The organism is Tistrella mobilis (genome assembly GCF_039634785.1).
Lineage (GTDB): Bacteria > Pseudomonadota > Alphaproteobacteria > Tistrellales > Tistrellaceae > Tistrella > Tistrella mobilis.
Map to the genome: position 1 here is coordinate 1 of NZ_JBBIAB010000021.1, position 21121 is coordinate 21121.

A 21121-nucleotide genomic window follows, 5' to 3' on the forward strand; every position below is an offset into this window, starting at 1 on the left:
CCCAATCGCTTCGCCCAAGGCCCCACACGGTTCCATCCATCCCTCCCAAGCCAACAACGTCGACAATGAGAGATTCAGACTTTTTCCGTCCTGTCACGCACAGTTTCACCCGATTGCCCTGCGGCACCCGGCCCCCGCCCTTGCCCGCCCCGGGGGCCATGATACACTGTTTCGTGGCCGGTCCGGCCCGGTGTCGCGCGATACCGCCTCCCGCAGTCAAGGCCGTCGCCCCGGCCACGAGGACAAGCTTTCCGATGCCCTCCGCTCAGCTCCGCCCCCTCCGTCGTCTCGTCGCCGGCACCGCGCTGGCCCTGACGCTCGCCGCGCCCGCCATCGCCTGGTCGGCCCAGCCCGTGGCGGCCCCGGCCGCCGCGACGGCATCACGTGCCGCGACCATCGCCCTGGTCCCGCCCGTGCGCGACATGTCGACGGTGCGGTCGGTCTTTGCGGCGGTCGATGACGGCCGCTACGACGATGCACGCGGCCTTGCCGCGGGGCTGAACCTGCGTCCGCTGGACGATTACATCGACTGGGCAGAGCTTCAGGACAGCCGCACTCCGGCCGTCTACGACCGGCTGGAGCGCTTTGCCGCCGCCCATCCCGAATGGCCCCGGATCTCGCGGCTGATGGCCCGCGCCGAAACGGTGCTGCCCGACAGCTGGACGCCCGAGCAGGTGGTCGGCTGGTTCGGCGCCGACAAGCCGCGCACCGCAGAAGGGGCGGTGCGGCTGATCGATGCGCTGCGGCGGCTGGGTCGCGATGCCGAGGCCGGCCAGGTCGCCCGGGAGGTCTGGGACCGGATGGTGATGAGCCAGCGCCAGCAGAGCGCCCTGCTCGTCTCCGCCGCCGGGCTTCTTGGCCCTGCAGATCACCGCCGGCGGCTGGACATCATGCTCTGGCGCGGCCAGGAAGGCGCCGCCCGCATGGTGATGCCGCTGGTCGACGCCGATGCCCGGGCGCTTGCCGAGGCGCGCCTGGCGCTGAATGCCGGCAGCCGCAAGGCGGATGCGCTGATCGCAGCCCTGCCGCCCGCACTGCGTGCGGATCCGGGCCTGACCTTCTCTCAGGCGCGCGCGGCACGTCGGGCCGAAGACCTGGATCATGCCGCGGCCCTGATCACGGCGGCAACCAAGGCGGGTGCCGTCGATCTGGCCCCCGATGACTGGTGGCGCGAGCGCCATATCGTGGCCCGGATGCTGTTGGAGCGCGGCGACGTCGCCAAAGCCTATGACCTGGTTGCGTCGCATGAGCAGTCCGACCCGTCGGGTTTCTCCGAAGCCGAATGGCTGGCGGGCTGGATCGCGCTCCGCTTCCTCGATCGCCCGGATGCGGCGCTGCGGCACTTCACCGCCATGTATGAGCGGGTCAGCAGGCCGATCAGCCGTGCACGCGCCGCCTATTGGGCCGGGCGCGCCGCGGGCGCGCTGGGCGATGCCCAGGCCGCCCAGGACTGGCTGATGGAGGCGGCGCGCGACCGCACCACCTTCTACGGCCAGCTGGCCGCCGAGCGCATCGATCTGCCGACCACCCTCGCAAGCTTTGCCGCCCCCAACGAGGCGCGGGCACCGGAAGAGGCCTTCGCCGCCATCACCGGCCGGCCGCTGGCGGTGATGGTGGCGCTGATCGCCCGCACCGACGACAGCCGGCTGCTGTCGACCTTCGCCTATGCGCTGGCCGACAGCCTGGCCAAGCCCGACGAGCAGCACGCCTATATCGAAGCGGTGCGCGCCCTGGGCCGCCCGGATCTGGCGCTGCGCTTCGCCAAGCGCTTTGCTGAAATCGACGATCGCCTGGCGGTGGAACTGCGCTATCCGGCCGTGGGAGACGATGCCGGCGTCACGCCCGGTGTCGGCCGCGATCCGCGCCCCGATGATCCGGTCGATTTCGCCCTGGTCCATGCCATCGCCCGCCAGGAGAGCGAATTCAATCCCGAAGCCGTCAGCCCGGCTGGCGCAATCGGGCTGATGCAGCTGATGCCGGGGACCGCCCGTACCACCGCCGGCAAGATCGCGGTCGCCTATCAGCCCGAGCGACTGACCGACCCGCTCTACAACATGACCCTGGGCCGCGCCTATCTGGGGCAGATGATCGATCGCTTCAACGGCAATCTGGTACTGGCGGTTGCGGCCTATAACGCCGGCCCCGCCAAGGTCGACGAGTGGATCGCCCGCTTCGGTGACCCGCGCGATCCCTCCATCGACGTCATCGATTGGATCGAGAAGATTTCGTATGGCGAGACCCGCAACTATGTGCAGCGGGTGATGGAAGCGCTGACGGTCTATCGCCACCGCCTGGGGCGGCCGGATCCGGGCCTGGTGCCGACGCTGGCTCTCGGCACGGCCGCCGGTACCTTCGATGCCGCCATGCTCGATCGCAGCCGCCTGCGGGAGTGACGGGCAGATCGGACTTCGCCTATCCGGCATATTGACGGCCGGGTTCCGGAACGCCAGATCCCTGGCACGTCATTTGTTGGAGGGGTAAGAGACGGCATGTCCACCATGGCTGAACCGCTGACAGGCATCCGCGCCTGTCTGTTCGACGTCTACGGAACGCTGTTCGACGTCCATGCCCCGGTCAGCTCGCGGCTGATCCGCGTCGGGGATCCGGCAGTGGAGCGCGCGCTCAGCGATACCTGGCGTCGCAAGCAGCTGGAATACACCTGGCTGCGCACGGTGATGGGAGAGCATGTCGATTTCTGGACCATCACCGGCCAGGCGCTGGACTATGCGATGGCCTCGGTCGGGCTGAATGACAAGGTCCTGCGCGCGAAGCTGATGGAAGCCTATCTGGCCCTGCCGCCCTTCCCCGACACCCGTCCGGTGATCGAGGCGCTTTCGGCCGCCGGCATGCCGCTCGGCATCCTGTCCAACGGCACGCCGGTGATGCTGTCGGCGGTGCTGGCCACCGCCGGCCTTACCGGCCATTTCTCTCAGGTGCTGTCGGTGGAAAGCGTCGGCGCCTTCAAGCCGGCGCGAGAGGTCTATGCCCTCGGCCCCGAGGCGCTGGGCATGGCGCCCCACGAGATCGCCTTCGTCTCCAGCAATGGCTGGGACATCGCCGGTGCCGCCCATTTCGGCTACAGCGCCGTCTGGATCAACCGCGGCGACCTGCCGGCCGATGGCCTGCCGGGCGCACCCAAGACGGTGCTGGGCGGCCTGTCGCAGCTGCCGGCACTGCTTGGCAGGGCCTGAAGGCCCACATATATCCATGCACGACGAAAACGCCGGCAGGGGCCTCCCCTGCCGGCGTTGTCGCGTCTGTACCGGGGTGCCGCGGCACCCCGGTGGCCCTGCACGGATCAGATACCGTCCACGGGTCAGATATAGTAGGCCTGGATCGGCGGGAAGCCGTTGAAGCCCGTCGTGGCATAGGTGGTCGTATAGGCGCCGCAGGACAGGAAGGTGATCTTGTCACCCACCTGCAGGGCGTGCGGCAGCTCGTAGCCCGCCTTCTCGTACAGCACGTCGACGCTGTCGCAGGTGGGGCCCGCCAGGATCACCCGGCCGGTCTCGCTGCCGTCGCGTTCGGTGCGCAGGCGGTACTTGATCGCCTCGTCCATGGTCTCGGCCAGACCATTGAACTTGCCGACATCCAGATAGACCCAGCGCACCGGGTCGTCGAAGCTCTTTTCGGCGATCAGGATCACCTCGGCTTCCAGCACGCCGGCGTCACCGACCAGGCCGCGGCCCGGCTCGATGATCATCTCGGGCAGCTGATTGCCGAAATGACGGGTCATCGCCTGCGAGATCGCCAGCGCATAGGCGGCCATCGGGGCCACCTCGTCCTGGTAGCGCGCCGGCAGGCCGCCGCCCAGGTTGACCATGCGCGCCGAGACGCCCCGCTCCCCCAGGTCGCGGAAGATCGCCGCCGCCTGGCTGATGGCCCGATCCCACTGCTCCGGGTCGGTCTGCTGCGAGCCGACATGGAACGAGATGCCATAGGCATCCAGCCCCGCCGAAGCGGCGTCGGTCAGCAGCTCCAGCGCCATCTCGGGCGCGCAGCCGAACTTCTTCGACAGCGGCCAGTCGGCAGCCTGGCAATCGACCAGGATCCGGCAGAACACCTTCGACCCGGGGGCCGAGCGGGCGATCTTCTGCAGTTCACAGGCACTGTCGAAGGCGAACAGGCGCACACCCAGCTGATAGGCGCGGGCGATGTCCCGTTCCTTCTTGATCGTGTTCCCGAAGGAAATCCGATCCGGGCTCGCACCGGCGGCGAGCACCATCTCGATTTCCTGCAAGCTGGCGGTATCGAAGCACGAGCCGAGCTCGACCAGCATGGACAGGATTTCAGGAGCCGGGTTCGCCTTCACGGCGTAAAACACCCGCACGAGCGGCATCTGCTCGCTGATCTCCCGATACTTCTCGGCGATCACGTCGAGATCGACAACCACACAAGGATTGCTGTCGTATTCTCGTCGGCCGGCGAGAAAGCGCTCGATCTTCGGAGTCATCATTGGCTGATCCCCTACAAACCGGCGGCGGCCCGGCATGGACCGGGACGCTCAGGTTGTTCCCATTCCGCTGCCGTCGTCCCTGGTCACGTAGCGGACGGGCGCCATGTCGGCCCGTCATTTCGGGGGGGTACGTCGGTGGAGGCGGTTTATACGGGCAACCCACGGGCAGGAAAAGAGAAAAATGGGATTTTTCTGCAGAAAAATTCGGGACCCCGAATGCCCCCTGAACGGCCGATTCAGGACCCCGCCCCCACGTCCGATGCAAGCTACGGAAATGACCCCAACGCGCTATTTTGGCCCTCCAGGGGGCGCATGCGGAATTGGCCCCCCTCGGGGCAAAACCCAAGGCCTCGCCAGCAGCCGTTCAGCGGCGCCCAGAAATATGACAGTCCCCGTGGCGGAAGCTCATGTCTTCGCGGCCGGACCGTCGTCGCGCAGAGGCACCAGCTCCTCCAGCCGTCCGCGATCGGGACCGCAGGCCCGGCAATGACAGCGGGCGACGGGCCGGCGCGGCCGGCGGACGAAGGCGTGCTCCCGCCCGCAGGAGACGCAGCGCCAGATCACCCGCGCCTGAGCCGAGGCGGAAAGATAGTCGATCCGGTGCGTGGTGGCAGGCACCTCGCCGATCGCCAGCATCACCGCGCGCCAGCGGGCATCATGGCCACAGGACCGGCCATGCTCCAGATCGGCGATCAGATGGGCGCATTCGTGGAGAAAGGTCTGATCGCGGTCGGTCTCGTGCCCCGGCTTCAGCAGATCGGGGTGCAGCATGATCAGCCGCCGTCCGGGCCAGGCACTGCCGGCGCGGGTGCGCATCCGGCGGCCGATGGTGACCTCGGCCCCCAGGCAGGCTGCAAGCCCCCGCACCGCCTTCCCGGCACCGTTCAGCCGTCCCAGCAGCCGCCAGCGGGTGGCCAGCGCCGCAACCGTGCCCAGCGTCTTCAGCCGATGGTCCAGCGGGTGATTGGGCACCGGCCCCGTGACGGCGTCGACGGGATCGGCTGCGGGCAGGGCGGGGTCAAAGGGAAGCGACGTCATCCGGGCTCGACGAAGATTGCGGCCGGGTGCCAGACTGGGCCCAGCCGGGCCGCTTGGCAAGCCCCGGCGCATATCTCCCGCCCTCGATGCCGTTGCCACGGAGCCGCCCTGCCCCATGCCCCGCCTTGCCGCCAATCTCGACTTCCTGTTCACCGATCGCCCGCTGGAGGCACGCTTCGATGCGGCTGCGGCCTGCGGCTTCTCGGGCATCGAAATGCTGTTTGCCGACCGCATGCCCGCCCCGGCACTCAGGGCCGCACTCGACGCCGCCGGGCTCGAGGCGGCCCTGATCAACATCGCCGTCGACGACTGGGCGGCGGGCGGCCGCGGCTGTGCGGCCCTGCCCGGGCAGGAGGATCGCTTTCGTCGGGCGCTGATCGAAAGCGTGGAGCGTGCCGTTGCCGTGGGTGCCCGACGCCTGCATGTCCTGGCCGGCATCCCGGAAATCGGCACCGATCTCGCGTACGCGCGCGCGAGCTATATGCGCAACCTGCACGAGGCCGCCGAGACCGCAGCCGCAGCCGGTATCGTCGCCACGATCGAGGCGATCAATCCGCGCGACATGCCCGGCTATTTTCTGGCCGACCCGGACGAGGCGGCCGCCATCGTGCGCGAGATCGACCATCCGGCGCTGAAGGTCCAGTTCGACCTCTATCACACCCAGATCACCCGCGGTGACCTGACCCGGCGCCTGGACGCCCAGCTGCCGCTGATCGGCCATGTCCAGATCGCGGGCGTGCCCGACCGTGCAGAGCCCGATCAGGGAGAGATCGCCCCGGCACATCTTCTCGACCGGCTCGACACACTCGGCTATGACGGATGGGTGGGGCTTGAATACCGGCCCCGCGGCCGGACGGAGGACGGCCTGGGCTGGGCCACCCCCTGGGGTATCCGCGGGCCCGGCTGATCTCCGTCGATCGACGCCCCCTCAGAATGCGAAACGGCACCAGGCCGTCACCCTTGGGAGACGCCAGACCAGATGAGCGACATCTTCGACGACACCGCCCCGCCGCGTGTCACCTATTCCAACACCGGTACCGATTTCGGCCCGGTGCACGACCGGCTGGACCAGCTTTTCCCGGCCCTGGAGGCCGGCCTCGGCCGTGAGGCCGTCCTGCCCCTGGTGGACGGGCATGCCGTAACCGGGCCGGTCACAACCGCCATCCGGAGCCCGATCGATCGCGACATGCTTCTGGCCGAGGTGGCGGAGGCGAATGCCGCAACGGTCGCACGCGCGGTCGCCGTCGCCCGGGCGGCACAGCCGGCCTGGGCGGCCCTGCCCTGGCCGGAACGTGCCGCAATCATCCGGCGGGCCGGTGACATTCTGGCCGAGATGAAATGGCGGATGGGCCCGCTGCTGGTTCTGGAGGTCGGCAAGTCACGGCTGGAAGCGATGGGCGAGGCCGAGGAAGCGGCCGACCTTGCCCGCTATTACGCCGCCGAGATGGAGCGGAACCTCGGCTACGAGCGCCTGCTGCCCCGTGCGAAACCCGAGGAAAGCTGTGGCTCTCTGCTGCGCCCCTATGGCGTCTTCGGCGTGATCGCGCCGTTCAACTTCCCGGTGGCGCTCTCGGTCAACATGATCTCGGCCGCCCTGGTGGCCGGCAACGCGGTGGTCTACAAGCCCGGCCAGATCAATGCGCTGACCGGCGCCCTGCTGGTACAGGCCTTCCTGAAGGCCGGGGTGCCGGCGGGTGTGCTCGCCTTCCTGCCCGGTGGTGCGGCAACCGGCGAAGCGCTGGTGGCCGATACGGGACTTGATGGCATCGCCTTCACCGGCAGCCATGCCGTCGGCATGGAGATCCATCGCCGCTTCGCCGCCGGACGGTTCGCCCGGCCGGTGATCGTGGAGATGGGCGGCAAGAATCCGGCCTATGTGACCGCGACGGCCGATCTCGACCGGGCGGCAGAAGGCGTTGCTCGATCGGGCTTCGGCCTTCAGGGTCAGAAATGCTCGGCACTGTCCAAGGTCTATGTCGCGGCCGCGATCTATGACGACTTCCTGGACCGGCTGACGGCCCGCACCGCAACGCTGCCCCTCGGCGATCCACGCCGGCGCGAGATGTTCATGGGCCCCGTGATCGACGACCGGGCCGCTGCCCGGCAGGCTGCTGCAGTCGACGAGGCCCGGCGCGACGGCCGGGTGATCATGGGCGGCGAGCGCCTCGGCGGCGGGATCTACGATCGGGGCTGCTATCTGGCACCGGTGATCGTCGACCGCCTCGGCGCCGACCATCGCCTGAACAGCGACGAGCTGTTTCTGCCTTTCGTCTCCGTACAGCCCTTCGACGACCTGGCTGCCGCAATCGCCGACGGCAACCGCGTCGCCTATGGCCTCACCGCCGGCTGCTATGCAGGACGGCAGGCGGAGATCGACCTCTTCCTCGACCGGGCGGAGGCGGGCGCGCTTTATGTCAACCGGGCAAGCGGCGCCACCACCGGTGCCTGGCCCGGGCACCAGCCCTTCTGCGGCTGGAAAGGCTCCGGAGGCGCCGGCGGCAAGGGCGGCCTCGGCCCCTGGTATCTGCCCCAGTTCATGCGTGAGCAGAGCCGGACGGTGATGCTGCGCTGACGCCATGAACGAAGACGGCCCCGCAGTCGCCTGCGGGGCCGTCTTCATCTCGTGCCCGGCCGGAACCGGATCCGTGAAGGATCAGCTCTGCGCCTGGGGAAGCCGCGAGGAATGGTGCGACACGATACGCCAGCCATCCACGGTCTTGCGGTAGATCAGGGTGTAGCGCGCGGGTTCCGTCACCTGCTTGCCGCCCTGGGTATAGGTGAAGGTGTAAAAGCCGGTGGCGGTGCCGATATCGGGGCCGAGCACGGTGATCCAGCCGTCGCCGAAGGTCACCTTCAGGTCAGGGCGGTGCGAAACCAGCGCGCCGTAATAGCGCACGATACCGCCATTGTTGAACATCACCTGGCTCTGATCGTCGCTCATCATGATGGCATCGGGGCCATACATGTTGGTGACCACGACGCCCTGCTGGCCGCTGTTCAGCGACCAGGCCCAGCTGGCCAGGGCCGCGTCGATCTCGGACTTCACCTTGTTCGGATCATAGGCCGCAGCGCCCGCGACAACGGACGGCGACACCGCAGCCACCACCGTGCTGCCGGCCGGCGGGGTCGGCTTGGCGGTCGGGCGCGGTTCGGGGGCGAGGGCCGCGGTCTGGACGGGCTTGGCCTTCGCGGCGGCCGCCTGGGCGGCAGGTGCGAGCGGAAGGGCGGCACCCAGCGCGACGATCGTCACGGCGAACAGCCCGGCACGGATCGGGGACTTCACGGTCATCGAGGCGAACTCCGGCTTCACGAGCAGGTCGGAAACTTCACGAGCAGGTCGAAACGCGGGCACCGCCCGCCGCATCAATCACTGCCGCGGCATCGGTGCCAGCCCGGTCGACGGCATGTATCCGCCGCCGGTGTCGAGGGACACAATGGCACGGTCCGACCGCTTCGCCAAGCCCTGATTCACAGGGGGCGCCATGCCGGCCATCCCGGCCATACCCTTGATCTGCCATCGATATCGGCCCCTGTGTGACCCCCGGTCACACGCTGTCCGGGCCCCCCTGCCCTACCGGACCTACCGTGGCTTGAGGCCGGCATCCGCCGGGCTCAGCGGCACTCCCCGATATACTGCAGCAGCCATTCCCGGCCCTGGGATGCCGGTGCATTGCCGATCACCCGTTCCTCGCGCTTCACGATACGATAACCGTTCGGGCACAGGCGCTTACGGTCGAGTTCTCCGATCAGGAGTCCGGTTCGTGTCGCCTCCCCCTGGTCGCTGTCTTTGGCATAGCGCCCGCGATCGAAGGCCGTCGCTTCGAACACGAAGTGCCGGTCATCCTTGACGATGATGTCCGACCGCATGTCGCGCTCGGCCGGAAACTGCAGGCAGCCGGTCAACAGCACGGCGCCCAGAAGCCCGGCGGTCACAGCCGGACGGAGCGGAAACGGCAAGCCCATGACGTCCGCACACCCCCTTCATTGACAGGAGACGGGTTACAGGAACACGCAAACAGGGCGCCGCCTGATCCGCGACGCCCTGCTCATCTCATAGCACAGATATATCAGAGAGCTGTGGTGATATCCTCATGTCATGCCGCAGACAGGCTCTGATTGCGCATGTCGGTGAGGAAGGCATCGATGTCGTGCCGCAGTCGCCCCGCCTGCGCCGACAGCAGATCGGTCGCCTGGGCCAGGCTGCGGGCGGCAGAACCGGTATCGTCGGCCGCACGATTGACCTGAGAAACCGTGGTCGACACCTCCTGAGAACCCACGGCGGCCTGCTGAACGTTCCGGGCGATCTCGCCGGTGGCGGCTGTCTGCTCTTCCACGGCACTGGCGATGGTGGTGGAGATTTCGTTGATGTTGTCGATCGTGCCACCGATCGCCCGGAAGGCCTCCACCGAGCGCTCGGTCGCCGCCTGAATGGCCGAGATCTGGGCGGCGATATCGGCCGTGGCCTTGCCGGTCTGGCCGGCCAGGCTCTTCACCTCGCCCGCAACCACGGCGAAGCCCTTGCCGGCATCGCCTGCACGCGCGGCCTCGATGGTGGCATTCAGCGCCAGAAGATTGGTCTGGCCGGCGATATCCTCGATCAGCCGAACGATGTCGCCGATCCGTCCTGCAGCCTCGGCCAGGCTCTGGATGGTCTGATCCGCCCCTTCCGCCTGTGCACTGGCCTTGGCCGCGACATCGGTCGAGCGCACCACCTGATTGGAGATTTCCCGCAGCGTGCCGGCCATTTCTTCGGCGGCTGCCGCCACGGTCTGGACATTGGCCGAGGTTTCCTCGGCCGCCGCCGCAGAGGACCCGGCCCGGCCGCGCAGATCATCGGCGAGCCCGGACATCGTGCCGGCGGTCTCCTGCAGGTGCCGGATCGCCTTGTCGACCTCGGACAGGATGGCCACGACCTCGCGGTCGAAGCCCTGGATGCGCCGCTCCAATGCCTCGGCGCGCTTCAGGCGCTCGACCTGGGCCCGTTCACGCTCTTCGCCAAGCCGCCGCGCCGTCGCCTGCGCGCCCCGCAGCACCTCGAGCGCCCGGGCCATCACGCCCACTTCGTCCCGGCGATCGGTGCCGGGGACCGTCACATCGTCGGTGCCGGCCGCAATGGTCTCCATGGCGCCGCTGATCCGCCCCAGCGGCCGGCCGATGCCCGCGATCGCGACCACACCAGCCGCGGCCAGGCCGAGCAGAATACCGGCCGCAGCAACGCCCAGCAGCAGCAGCACCCGGCCATCATGGAAATCGCGCATGGCGTCGACCCCGGCCTCAACGGCCGCCGCGTTCTGCACGGCCAGCTTTTCCAGCTGGTCGTTGAACGCCTTGCGGTTCGCACGGTTGGCGTCGTTGTCGCCATAGGCACGTGCCGCTGCAGGCCCTTCGGTCCGCCCCAGACGCACCAGTTCGCTGCGGAACGCGATGAATTCCTGCGCTTTGGCCATCACAGGCACAAAATCGGCGCGCTGTGCCTCGGGAACCGCACGCTCCCAGGCGGCCATGGTTTCGCCCAGCTTGTCGAGGGCGGCCATCAGCGTCACCGCAAACTTTTCTGCCTTCTGGGAATCGGCGGACATATAGATACCGCGGCTGTCGGACACCACCGACATCACCAGCCCGTTGGCGCGTTCGCCATAGGTGGCGCGTTCCGAGGCATTGCGCATCGTCTCGCCGTGGCGTTCGCTGACCATCAGCCCGTCATAGCTCAACACGGCGATAATCAGGGCCACCACCGCCATGATCACGATCAGCAGGGCTGATTTGATCGTGATGGTCATCCGTCCGAGAATTCGATCCATCGTCAACATCCACATCGGAGTGGTGCGGCCGCAGCTGCAGTCCGCTGTCCGACGCAGCTTAAAATGGATGTGGTAAATAAATCGAGAATGCCCGGTAAATGAATGGTAAACGACTATTCGTCAAGAATGATCGATCCTGAACCTAAGCTCATTATTTCAATGAGATTGAAAAAATATCCACCATCGGCGACAAGATGTTTCCGATAAAGATGATTTCGGTGGTATGCCGTAACGAAGAAAGCGGCACGCTCCTGAGAGCATGCCGCTTTCCAAAGATGGTGAGCCCGCTGGGACTCGAACCCAGGACCCTCTGATTACTCCACCACCACGGCTTTCGCCGCCGCAACCGCAACCGGTGCGTTTGTGGCCCGGACCATCCCTTCACCCTGTCGGAACGCCCTCGGACGGGGCGCTTGAGTTAGGTGGGCGCCGTCTGGCCTCTACACCTTCCGATTCCTCGAACCGAGGGATCGGCTTGGCTCGGGATTGCCGTCGCCGCGACGCGGACGGGTTCCCCGACTTTGACGCCTGTTTCATCCGGCCGTTTCCGGCCGGCGCTCCCAATCGAAAGTCAGATGCTCTACCGGCTGAGCTACGGGCTCGCAGGATCTGCGGTTCGCCGCCACCGACTGCCCGGGAGAAGACCGCCCCGGCTGCGAACGGGCGTAACCATAGGGGCGAGGCTGCAATCGGTCAAGCCGTGGAACGCCGCGAAACACATGCCGATGCGATCCGGTTCAAACGTCGTGCGACATCGCACCTCGGGCGCGTGCAGCGACGGGTCTGGTCACGCCGGGCGTGCTGTGTCAATGATCGATGGACGAGAACGGCCGGCGCACCGCAGCTGCGACCGGTCGCGGCCGGAGGTACGACCTGAGAGGACCCTGTCGCCATGACCATGAACTATGCCGAGGCCCGCGCCTTTCTGCTGGCCCATCGCAAGGATTACGACCGCGCCTGTGCCGGATTTTCCTGGCCACGACCCGAGCGGTTCAACTGGGCGCTTGACTGGTTCGATGCCGTGCTCGCGACCGAGGCCGAAAGCCGCAACCGTCCGGCGCTTCGGATCGTCGACGTGCCGACCGGCGCCGAGACCTCGCTGAGTTTTGCCGAGCTGCGCGATCGCTCGGATCGGGTCGCCAATCATCTCCGCTATCTGGGCGTCGCGCGCGGCGACCGCATTCTGCTGATGCTGGGCAACACGGTCCCGCTTTGGGAGACGATGCTGGCGGCCATGAAACTGGGTGCCGTGGTCATCCCGGCCACCACCCTGCTTTCAACCGAGGATCTTGACGACCGGCTGGAGCGTGGTCGTGTGCGCCACATCATTGCCGGCGCCGAGCATGCTTCGAAGTTCGAGGCGCTGGAACGGGCCCGCGGCCTGACCCGCATCGCCGCCGATGGCAGCGCGCCGGGCTGGACCGACTTCGCCGATGCGCATGAAGATCCCCGCTTCGCCCACGGCTTCACCCCGGATGGCGAGACCCGGGCCGAGGATGAACTGCTGCTCTATTTCACCTCGGGCACCACGGCCAAGCCCAAGCTGGTGATCCACACCCATGCCAGCTATCCGATCGGCCATCTTTCGACGATGTACTGGCTGGGGCTGCAGCCCGGCGATGTGCATCTGAACATCTCGTCGCCCGGCTGGGCGAAGCATGCCTGGAGCTGCTTCTTCGCCCCCTGGATCGCCGGCGCCACCATCTTCATCGCCAATCAGCCGCGCTTCGAGGCTGCCAGCCTGCTCGACGCCATTGCACGGGGGGGCGTGACCACTCTCTGCGCCCCGCCGACCGTCTGGCGGATGTTCATCCAGCAGGATCTGAAGTCGATCCGCACCAGCCTGCGCGAGGTCTGTGGCGCGGGCGAGCCGCTGAACCCCGAGATCATCGAGCAGGTTCAGGAGGCCTGGGGCCTGACCATCCGCGACGGCTATGGCCAGACCGAAACCAGCGCCCAGTTCGGCAACCCGCCCGGCCAGCCGATCAAAAACGGCTCCATGGGGCGGCCGCTGCCGGGTTATGTCGCGACCCTGCTCGACGCCGACGGCAACCAGGTCGAGGAGGGCGAGATCGCACTCGCCTTGGGCGATCGCCGCCCGGCGAGCCTGATGCGCGGCTACGAAGCCGCCGAGGGCAAGGCCCTGCTCGCCACCTCGGGCGAATTCTACCGCACCGGAGACGTCGCCATCCGTGATGATGACGGTTATTTCACCTTCGTCGGGCGCGCCGACGACGTCTTCAAGGCGTCGGACTACCGGATCAGCCCCTTCGAGCTTGAGAGCGTGCTGATCGAACACGACGCCGTCGCCGAGGCGGCCGTGGTTCCCGCACCAGACCCGGTCCGCCTGGCCGTGCCGAAGGCCTATATCTCCCTGATCAAGGGCTTCGAGCCCGATGCTGAGACGGCACGGGACATTCTGGCCTATGTCCGCAGCCGGGTGGCGCCCTTCAAGCGCATCCGCCGCATCGAGTTCACCGAGGACCTGCCCAAGACGATTTCAGGCAAGATCCGCCGGGTCGAACTCCGCCGCGGTGAGAATGCGGGCGAGGCGCCCGAAAGCCGCGGCGGCGTCGAGTTCCGCGAAGAAGACTTCCCCGACCTCAAGGGCTGACCCGAGGGGCCGGCCACCTTCGCCCGGGGGGACATCAGAGCGGCGGAATGTCCCCCGCGGCGAGGCCGGCCTCGAATTCCGCCGCAAAGGCCTCCATCCGACCTTCCGGGATGGCGGCGCGCATCTCGCGCATAAGATCCTGATAATACCAGAGATTGTGCTGGGTCAGTAGCACCGCCCCCAGAATCTCGCTCGCCTTGTGCAGATGGTGCAGATAGGCGCGGGAATACTGCGTGCAGGCCGGGCAGCCACAGCGATCGTCCAGCGGCCGCGGGTCGTCGGCATGGCGGGCATTGCGGATATTGACCGGGCCGCGGCGGGTGAAAGCCTGGCCGGTCCGGCCGGAGCGGGTCGGCATCACGCAGTCGAACATGTCGATGCCGCGCCGGACCGCCGCCACCAGATCCTGCGGACGGCCCACGCCCATCAGATAGCGCGGCTTGTCCCGGGGCATCAGCGGCGTGGTGACATCGAGGGTAGAGCACATCAGCTCGAAGCCCTCGCCCACCGCCAGCCCGCCCACGGCATAGCCCTCGAAGCCGATTTCGGTCAGCCGTTCCACGCTTTCGGCGCGCAGATCGCCATGAACCCCGCCCTGGACGATGCCGAACAGGGCGTAGCCGGGCCGGTCGGTAAAGGCCGTGCGGCAGCGTTCCGCCCAGCGCATCGACAGCCGCATCGAGCTTGCGGCCTGGTCATAGGTCGCAGGATAGGGCGTGCATTCATCGAAGCACATGGTGATCGTGGCATCCAGCAGGCGCTGGATCTCGATCGACCGCTCCGGCGTCAGCCGGATCTTGCTGCCGTCCAGATGCGAGCGGAAGGTGACGCCGTCATCATCCAGCTTGCGCAGCGCCGCCAGCGACATGACCTGAAACCCGCCACTATCGGTCAGAATCGGCGCGGGCCAGTTCATGAAGCGGTGCAACCCGCCCAGGCGGTCGACCCGCTCGGCCCCCGGGCGCAGCATCAGGTGATAGGTGTTGCCCAGCAGGATCTGTGCCCCGGTCGCCGCCACCTGTTCGGGCGTCAGGCCCTTCACGGTCCCGGCCGTGCCGACCGGCATGAAGGCCGGCGTGTCGATGGCGCCATGGGCCGTGACGATCCGGCCGCGCCGGGCCATGCCGTCCTCGGCCATCAGCGTATAGCCGAAGCGGGGTTCGGCGCCCTCGCCCGCGATGGCGCGGGTCGGGCTCTGGTCGTGCGGGGTCGTGGTCATGATGCGGCGTCGTCCGGGCAATGGTCGATCAGGCAGGCATCGCCATAGGAAAAGAAGCGATAGCCGCCTGCGATGGCATGGGCGTAGGCCGCGTGCATCCGGTTCAGCCCGGCAAAGGCCGAGACCAGCATGAACAGGGTGGAGCGCGGCAGGTGGAAATTGGTCATCAACGCGTCGGTGCCGCGGATCGGTCGCCCGCCGGGGGTGATGAAGATCCGGGTCTCGCCCTCGAACGGCCGGAACCTGCGATCCTCGCCGGCCGCCGTCTCCAGCAGGCGCATGGCGGTGGTGCCGACGGCAACGATGCGCCGACCGGCGGCACGTGCCGCATTCAGGCGGTCGGCCGTCTCTGCCGTCAGCCGGCCCCATTCGGCATGCATATGGTGGTCGACCGTATCCTCGGCCTTCACCGGCAGGAACGTGCCGGCACCGACATGCAGCGTCAACGCCAGTCGCTCGATGCCCCGGGCATCAAGCGCTGCAAGCAGCCGGTCGGTGAAGTGCAGCCCTGCGGTCGGGGCGGCGACCGCTCCTTTGTCACGGGCGAAGATCGTCTGATAGTCGTCGGTGTCGCGGGCATCGGCGCCTTCCGGCCGCTCGATATAAGGTGGCAGCGGCAGGCGGCCGACCTCTTCCAGCGCCTGGATCAGCTCGCCACCGGAGAGATCGAAGCGCAGCACCACCTCCCCCGCATCACGCCGCTCGATGACCTCTGCTCCCAGCACCCGTCCGCCGGCCTCCGCCTCAAAACGGTCGCCCAGGCGGAGCTTGCGGGCCGGGCGTGCAAAGGCCGCCCAGACATCCAGCCCTTCAGCCTTGTGCAAGGTCACCTCGACCCTTGCATCGCCCCGCCGGCCGAACAGGCGCGACGGGATCACCCGCGTGTCGTTGACCACCAGCAGGTCGTCGGGGCGGAGAAGATCCGGCAGATCGGCGACGCGATGATCCGAAAGCCCGCCCGCCCGGATCCGGAGCAGTCGGGCGCTTTCGCGGGGCTCAGCGGGGCGCTGGGCGATCAGCTCCCGCGGTAGATCGAAATCGAACAGGTCGACTTTCATCGAAGCTGAAGTAACCGATGCAAAGGGTTGATAGGACTTAACAAGTTGAGAAGGCTCAGAACGGCGCGGGACGGTGACCGCCCTGGCGGACACCGTCCCGCGATATTCATCGGGTCTGGCGGCAACTCAGTCCAGCGGACGAAGGCCGTTTCGTTCTTCCTCGAACCGGACATCGAGGATCTTCTTCACCTGCGGGCTGACGAATTGCGAGATGTCGCCCCCCAGCCGCCCGATCTCTTTCACGAAGCGCGAGGAGATGAACTGCACCTTTTCGGACGCCATCAGGAAGACGGTTTCGACCTGGGTGTTCAGCCGGGCATTCATGCCCGCCATCTGGAATTCGTACTCGAAGTCCGAAACGGCGCGCAGGCCACGCATGATCACGCCTGCCCCCTGCTCCACCGCAAAATGCATCAGCAGGGTGTCGAAGGATTTCACCTCGACCCGGGCTGCCTGATCCGGCGGCAGGGTCTGGAGCTCGGCGAGCACAAGGCTCACCCGCTCTTCCAGCGAAAACATCGGTCCCTTGCCGGGGTTGGCCGCCACGGCCACCACGAGCTTGTCCACCACCCTCAGGCTGCGTCGGATGATGTCCATATGCCCGTTGGTCACCGGGTCGAACGTCCCCGGATAGATGCCCTTGCCGCTCAATGCCTGGTCCTCCACTGGGTCTCCACCCGCGCCGGCTTACGCCTCGTCTTCGTCTCCGCGAAGATCGGTCGTCTCCGTCGCGTCCTGCTCCCCCTCGTCACCGGCCTCGCCATCACCATTGGCCTCGCCGGCGCCGTTCTGATCTTCTTCCGCGGTCTCGCTCAGCCGGGCGGCCGAGACGACCTTTTCGTCCTGGGCGGTCTTGAACACGATCACGCCCATGGTGTCGCGGCCGGCGATACGGATATCCGCCACCGGCGTCCGGATCAGCTGGCCACCATCGGTCACCAGCATGATCTGTTCGCCCTGCGCCACCGGGAAACAGGCCACGATGTGCCCGTTACGCGCTCCGGTGGTCATGTTGACGATGCCCGACCCGCCACGATTGGTGGTGCGGTATTCATAGGCCGAGGTGCGCTTGCCATAGCCGCGGGTGGTGACGGCCAGCAGGAATTCCTCCTCGGCCTCCAGCCGCAGGGCGGTCTCGAGGTCGAGCCCGTAGCGGGCCGCGAGTTCGGCCTCGTCCCCGGGCAGGTCACCGGTCTCGACCGGTGCCGCCTCTTCGCCGTCCACCACTGCCGAAGTACCGGTCTCCAGCGCCTTCAACTGCGCCAGCCAGCGGCGCTTGGCATTGGCGAAGCGCAGGTAATTGTCGCGGGTGTCGACGTCCACCTCGCGGTGACGGATGATCGACATCGACACGACCTCGTCGCTGCCGGCCAGAGAGATGCCGCGCACGCCATCGGAGGTGCGGCTCTTGAACAGCCGCACGGCCCCCACGGGGAAGCGGATCGCCTTGCCGGCCCGGCTGGCAAGCACCACGTCGTCACCGCCATTGCATGGCAGCACGCCGACCAGACGGTCGCCCTCGCCAAGCCGGATGGCGATCTTGCCATTGCTCATCACATTGACGAAATCGGCCAGGCGGTTGCGGCGGACATTGCCCTTGGCGGTTGCGAACATCACATAGGCGTCGCCGTCGGCGATGGCATCCAGCGCCTCGGCCGCCTCTTCCGCCGCCTCGTCGGCCGCTGCCTCGTCGACCTCGGCGATCTCGGGCATGTCCGGATCATCGGGCAGCGGCATCAGGGTGGCGATGACCTCGCCTTCCTTCAGCGGCAGCAGGTTGACCATGGCCTTGCCGCGGCTCTGCGGCGTCCCGGCCGGCAGCTGCCAGACCTTCAGCTTGTAGACCTGGCCGGCGGTGGAGAAGAACAGCACGGCCGCATGGCTGTTGAGCACGAAGATCTGCGAGACGAAATCCTCGTCACGCACGGCCATCGAAGACCGGCCCTTGCCGCCGCGGCGCTGGGCGCGATAGGTCGACAGCGGCACGCGCTTGATATAGCCGCCATGGGTGACCGTGACGACCATCTCCTCGCGCTCGATCAGATCCTCGACATTGTAGTCGAACTCCGATTCCTCGATCACGGTGCGCCGCGGCGTCGCGAATTCGTCGCGGACCTCGATCAGCTCCTCGCGCAGCACCTCGAGCATGCGGGCGCGATCATTCAGGATGCGGAGATATTCCAGGATCTTGTCGCAGATCTCGCGCAGCTCGGCACCGATGCGCTCGCGCTCCAGCCCGGTCAGGCGATGCAGGCGCAGATCCAGAATGGCGCGGGCCTGGGCTTCCGACAGGCTGTACATGCCGTCGACCACGCTGCGGTCGGGCTCACCCACCAGCGCGATATAGGGCGCGATGTCGCCGGCTGGCCAGGGGCGGTCCATCAGGGCGTCGCGGGCAGAGGCGCTGTCGGGCGAGGCCTTGATCAGCTCGACCACCGGGTCGAGATTGACGACCGCCACGCCCAGGCCCATCAACACATGGGCCCGCTCGCGCGCCTTGCGCAGTTCATAGATCGTCCGGCGGGTAATGACCTCTTCGCGGAACTCCAGGAAGGCCTGAAGCATGTCGCGGAGCGTCATCATCTCGGGCTTGCCGGCATTCAGCGCCAGCATGTTCACGCCGAACGAAGTCTGCAGCGGGGTGAAGCGATAGAGCTGGTTGACGACCACCTCGGGCGTCGCATCGCGCTTCAGTTCCACCACCACGCGGACGCCGTCGCGATCGCTTTCGTCGCGCAGATCCGCCACGCCCTCGATCTTACGCTCCCGCACCGCTTCGGCGATGCGCTCGATCATCCGGGCCTTGTTGACCTGATAGGGGATCTCGCGAACGATGATCGCCATGCGATCCTTGCGGATCTCCTCCACCTCGACCTTGCCGCGCAGCAGCACCGACCCGCGGCCGGTCAGCAGGGCCTCGCGGCTGCCGCCGCGGCCGACGATGATGCCGCCGGTCGGGAAGTCCGGGCCGGGCACGATCCGCAGCAGCTCCAGATCGGTGATCTCGGGCCGGTTGACCATCGCGATGGCGGCGTCGATCACCTCGCCCAGATTATGGGTCGGGATGTTCGTCGCCATACCGACGGCGATGCCGCCCGCACCGTTGACGAGCAGGTTCGGGAACCGGGCGGGCAGAACCGTCGGCTCGCGGGTCGTGTCGTCGTAATTGTTCTGGAAGTCCACCGTCTCCTTGTCGAGATCCGACAGGAGGGTGCTGGCGGCCTTGGTCAGGCGGGCCTCGGTATAACGCATGGCCGCCGGGGGATCGCCGTCCATTGAGCCGAAATTGCCCTGGCCGTCGATCAGCGTCAGGCGCATCGAGAAATCCTGCGCCATGCGGACCATGGTGTCGTAGATCGCGCTGTCGCCATGGGGGTGATACTTACCCATGACGTCGCCGACCACGCGTGCCGATTTGCGGAACGGCTTGTTCCACTCGTAGCCGCTCTCGTGCATCGAGAACAGAATCCGCCGGTGCACGGGCTTCAGGCCGTCGCGGACGTCGGGGAGCGCACGCGCCACGATCACGCTCATCGCGTAATCGAGGTACGAGCGCCGCATCTCGTCTTCGATCGTGACCGGAGCGATGTCGGAAGCGATGGGCGGAACGGGCGTGTCGGACAAGGTACGATCCCGGAACTTGAACCGGTGCCGCCATCGATGGACGGCGCCGGAAAAGGGGGCGACGCCTGCCGTCGAAACGCGGGGGCGCGGCGTCGGCGGGCGATCAGTCGAAGGCTTACACGCATCGGCCGGGCCGCTCGGAGATCCGTGCGTCACCGGCCGGTCGTGAAATCGTCCCCGAAGCTACCCAATTTTGCGCCGCCGAACAACCACGCCGGCCGGCCCCTGCATTCCGGGCGGATGCAGGGGTCCCGGAAGCCTCAGGCGACCTTCAGATCAACCTCGACATTGCCGCGGGTTGCCTTGGAATAGGGGCACACCTGATGCGCGGCTTCGACCAGCGCGTGCGCCGCAGCGGCATCGATGCCGGGCAGGCTGGCGGTCAGCGTCACCGCCAGGCCGAAGCTGGTTTCGTCCTTGCCGATCGACACTGCGGCCGCGACCTGGGCGTCATTGCCCAGCTTCACGCCCTTCTGACCGGCGACGAGCTTCAACGCCGACAGGAAGCAGGCGGCATAGCCGGCGGCGAACAGCTGTTCCGGGTTGGTGCCTTTGCCGTTACCGCCAAGGGCGGCCGGCATGGCGAGCGGCAGGTCGATATGGCCGTCGTCGCTGGCGGCGCGGCCGTCACGGCCGCCGGTGGCGGTGGCATTGGCGGTGTAGAGGATCTGCATGGCCTGTCTCCTTGGCTCGGCCGGCCCTCTCCGGTGCCGGTCATGTCGTCGTTCCGTGCCTTATATTGACATCAATTTAATTGTACGCAATACAAAAGAACGTGACATATCACCCATGCCCGGCCTTCAGCTGCCGCTGTCGGGCTCGGCGGCGGCATCGCTCAGCCGCGCCTGAAGGGCGTGCAGGCGCCGGCGGAGATCGCCCAGTTCGTCGAGTTCCAGCCCCATGGCGCAGAACATCCGCTCCGGCACATGGCGCGCCCGCGCCTTCAGCGCCCTGCCCGCCTCGGTCAGGGCCACCCGCACCTGGCGCTCGTCGCGCGGGTCGCGGCGCCGTGTCACCAGTCCTGCGGCCTCCAGCCGTTTCAACAGCGGGGTGAGCGTGCCGGAATCGAGCCCCAGCCTGCGCCCCAGATCACCGACGGTGACATCGTCGCTCTCCCACAGCACCAGCATCGCCAGATATTGCGGATAGGTCAGCCCCAGCCCTTCAAGCACCGGACGATAGAGTTTGGTCATGGCCAGCGAGGCGCCATAGAGCGCAAAGCAGAGCTGCGCGTCGAGGCGCAGCGGATCATTGATGTCGTCGGCCATGAGCGGCCCTCCGGTGGCGGCTGGTCCTGGGCGGAATATGGGC

16 protein-coding genes are annotated in these 21121 nt (G+C 67.4%); 5 read left to right on the plus strand and 11 right to left on the minus strand.

The window, feature by feature from the left end:
• Positions 1-254: 254 nt before the first annotated feature.
• Together WI697_RS22260 and WI697_RS22265 are read left to right on the plus strand one after the other, a co-directional pair.
• On the plus strand, positions 255-2393 hold the full coding sequence (locus WI697_RS22260; RefSeq protein WP_345959967.1) for a lytic transglycosylase domain-containing protein: 2139 nt from the start codon (positions 255-257) through the stop codon (positions 2391-2393).
• Positions 2394-2489: 96 nt separating this feature from the next.
• Positions 2490-3191, plus strand: coding sequence for a haloacid dehalogenase type II (locus WI697_RS22265; protein WP_345959968.1), 702 nt, complete (start codon positions 2490-2492; stop codon positions 3189-3191).
• Between the two features lie 125 nt (positions 3192-3316).
• On the opposite strand, the gene WI697_RS22270 is transcribed toward WI697_RS22265, so the two are convergent.
• Entirely contained in the window at positions 3317-4453 is a 1137-nt protein-coding gene (locus tag WI697_RS22270) for a type III PLP-dependent enzyme (RefSeq protein WP_041605705.1), read from the minus strand.
• A gap of 408 nt (positions 4454-4861) precedes the next feature.
• A complete protein-coding gene (locus WI697_RS22275) occupies positions 4862-5494 on the minus strand; it encodes a SprT family zinc-dependent metalloprotease (RefSeq protein WP_296712370.1) in 633 nt (210 codons plus the stop codon).
• 115 nt (positions 5495-5609) lie between these two features.
• Between WI697_RS22275 and WI697_RS22280 the strand changes: the two genes are divergently transcribed.
• Together WI697_RS22280 and WI697_RS22285 are read left to right on the plus strand one after the other, a co-directional pair.
• Complete coding sequence (locus WI697_RS22280) at positions 5610-6401, plus strand: hydroxypyruvate isomerase family protein (protein ID WP_345959969.1); 792 nt, start codon at positions 5610-5612, stop codon at positions 6399-6401.
• Positions 6402-6473: 72 nt separating this feature from the next.
• The gene (locus tag WI697_RS22285; RefSeq protein ID WP_345959970.1) at positions 6474-8066 is read left to right on the plus strand and encodes an aldehyde dehydrogenase family protein; all 1593 of its coding nucleotides are present in this window, start codon (positions 6474-6476) and stop codon (positions 8064-8066) included.
• 81 nt (positions 8067-8147) lie between these two features.
• Here WI697_RS22285 and WI697_RS22290 read toward each other — a convergent pair whose 3' ends face one another.
• The 3 genes from WI697_RS22290 to WI697_RS22300 all read right to left on the minus strand — a co-directional run bounded on the left by WI697_RS22290 (position 8148) and on the right by WI697_RS22300 (position 11274).
• Positions 8148-8783, minus strand: coding sequence for a nuclear transport factor 2 family protein (locus WI697_RS22290; protein WP_062763441.1), 636 nt, complete (start codon positions 8781-8783; stop codon positions 8148-8150).
• A 323-nt stretch (positions 8784-9106) separates the two neighbouring features.
• Entirely contained in the window at positions 9107-9427 is a 321-nt protein-coding gene (locus WI697_RS22295; protein ID WP_345959971.1) for a hypothetical protein, read from the minus strand.
• 161 nt (positions 9428-9588) lie between these two features.
• A complete protein-coding gene (locus WI697_RS22300) occupies positions 9589-11274 on the minus strand; it encodes a methyl-accepting chemotaxis protein (protein ID WP_062763445.1) in 1686 nt (561 codons plus the stop codon).
• Between the two features lie 913 nt (positions 11275-12187).
• On the opposite strand from WI697_RS22300, the gene WI697_RS22305 reads away from it, so the two are divergent.
• Positions 12188-13909 carry an AMP-binding protein gene (locus WI697_RS22305; protein ID WP_345959972.1) on the plus strand — a complete coding sequence of 574 codons (1722 nt, stop codon included), beginning with the start codon at positions 12188-12190 and terminating at the stop codon, positions 13907-13909.
• A 34-nt stretch (positions 13910-13943) separates the two neighbouring features.
• Here WI697_RS22305 and tgt read toward each other — a convergent pair whose 3' ends face one another.
• The 6 genes from tgt to WI697_RS22335 all read right to left on the minus strand — a co-directional run bounded on the left by tgt (position 13944) and on the right by WI697_RS22335 (position 21078).
• Positions 13944-15047 (minus strand): tRNA guanosine(34) transglycosylase Tgt, encoded by a 1104-nt coding sequence (tgt, locus tag WI697_RS22310; protein WP_062768698.1) that lies wholly within the window; start codon positions 15045-15047, stop codon positions 13944-13946.
• A gap of 77 nt (positions 15048-15124) precedes the next feature.
• Entirely contained in the window at positions 15125-16186 is a 1062-nt protein-coding gene (gene queA / locus WI697_RS22315; protein ID WP_345959974.1) for a tRNA preQ1(34) S-adenosylmethionine ribosyltransferase-isomerase QueA, read from the minus strand.
• A gap of 126 nt (positions 16187-16312) precedes the next feature.
• Positions 16313-16852: a pantetheine-phosphate adenylyltransferase gene (gene coaD / locus WI697_RS22320; RefSeq protein WP_014745088.1), complete on the minus strand. Its 540-nt coding sequence runs from the start codon at positions 16850-16852 to the stop codon at positions 16313-16315.
• A 21-nt stretch (positions 16853-16873) separates the two neighbouring features.
• Positions 16874-19810, minus strand: coding sequence for a DNA gyrase subunit A (gyrA, locus tag WI697_RS22325; RefSeq protein ID WP_345959975.1), 2937 nt, complete (start codon positions 19808-19810; stop codon positions 16874-16876).
• A gap of 260 nt (positions 19811-20070) precedes the next feature.
• Entirely contained in the window at positions 20071-20484 is a 414-nt protein-coding gene (locus tag WI697_RS22330; RefSeq protein WP_014745086.1) for an organic hydroperoxide resistance protein, read from the minus strand.
• Between the two features lie 126 nt (positions 20485-20610).
• A complete protein-coding gene (locus tag WI697_RS22335; protein WP_062768687.1) occupies positions 20611-21078 on the minus strand; it encodes a MarR family winged helix-turn-helix transcriptional regulator in 468 nt (155 codons plus the stop codon).
• Between the last annotated feature and the right edge of the window lie 43 nt (positions 21079-21121).

Excerpts from the sequence above, each read along its gene's own strand:
- WI697_RS22260 (WP_345959967.1), top strand. The coding sequence starts at position 255 with ATGCCCTCCGCTCAGCTCCGCCCCCTCCGTCGTCTCGTCGCCGGCACC.
- WI697_RS22265 (WP_345959968.1), top strand. The coding sequence starts at position 2,490 with ATGTCCACCATGGCTGAACCGCTGACAGGCATCCGCGCCTGTCTGTTC.
- WI697_RS22270 (WP_041605705.1), bottom strand. The coding sequence starts at position 4,453 with ATGACTCCGAAGATCGAGCGCTTTCTCGCCGGCCGACGAGAATACGAC.
- WI697_RS22275 (WP_296712370.1), bottom strand. The coding sequence starts at position 5,494 with ATGACGTCGCTTCCCTTTGACCCCGCCCTGCCCGCAGCCGATCCCGTC.
- WI697_RS22280 (WP_345959969.1), top strand. The coding sequence starts at position 5,610 with ATGCCCCGCCTTGCCGCCAATCTCGACTTCCTGTTCACCGATCGCCCG.
- WI697_RS22285 (WP_345959970.1), top strand. The coding sequence starts at position 6,474 with ATGAGCGACATCTTCGACGACACCGCCCCGCCGCGTGTCACCTATTCC.
- WI697_RS22290 (WP_062763441.1), bottom strand. The coding sequence starts at position 8,783 with ATGACCGTGAAGTCCCCGATCCGTGCCGGGCTGTTCGCCGTGACGATC.
- WI697_RS22300 (WP_062763445.1), bottom strand. The coding sequence starts at position 11,274 with ATGACCATCACGATCAAATCAGCCCTGCTGATCGTGATCATGGCGGTG.
- WI697_RS22305 (WP_345959972.1), top strand. The coding sequence starts at position 12,188 with ATGACCATGAACTATGCCGAGGCCCGCGCCTTTCTGCTGGCCCATCGC.
- tgt (WP_062768698.1), bottom strand. The coding sequence starts at position 15,047 with ATGGCCGAGGACGGCATGGCCCGGCGCGGCCGGATCGTCACGGCCCAT.
- queA (WP_345959974.1), bottom strand. The coding sequence starts at position 16,186 with ATGAAAGTCGACCTGTTCGATTTCGATCTACCGCGGGAGCTGATCGCC.
- WI697_RS22330 (WP_014745086.1), bottom strand. The coding sequence starts at position 20,484 with ATGCAGATCCTCTACACCGCCAATGCCACCGCCACCGGCGGCCGTGAC.
- WI697_RS22335 (WP_062768687.1), bottom strand. The coding sequence starts at position 21,078 with ATGGCCGACGACATCAATGATCCGCTGCGCCTCGACGCGCAGCTCTGC.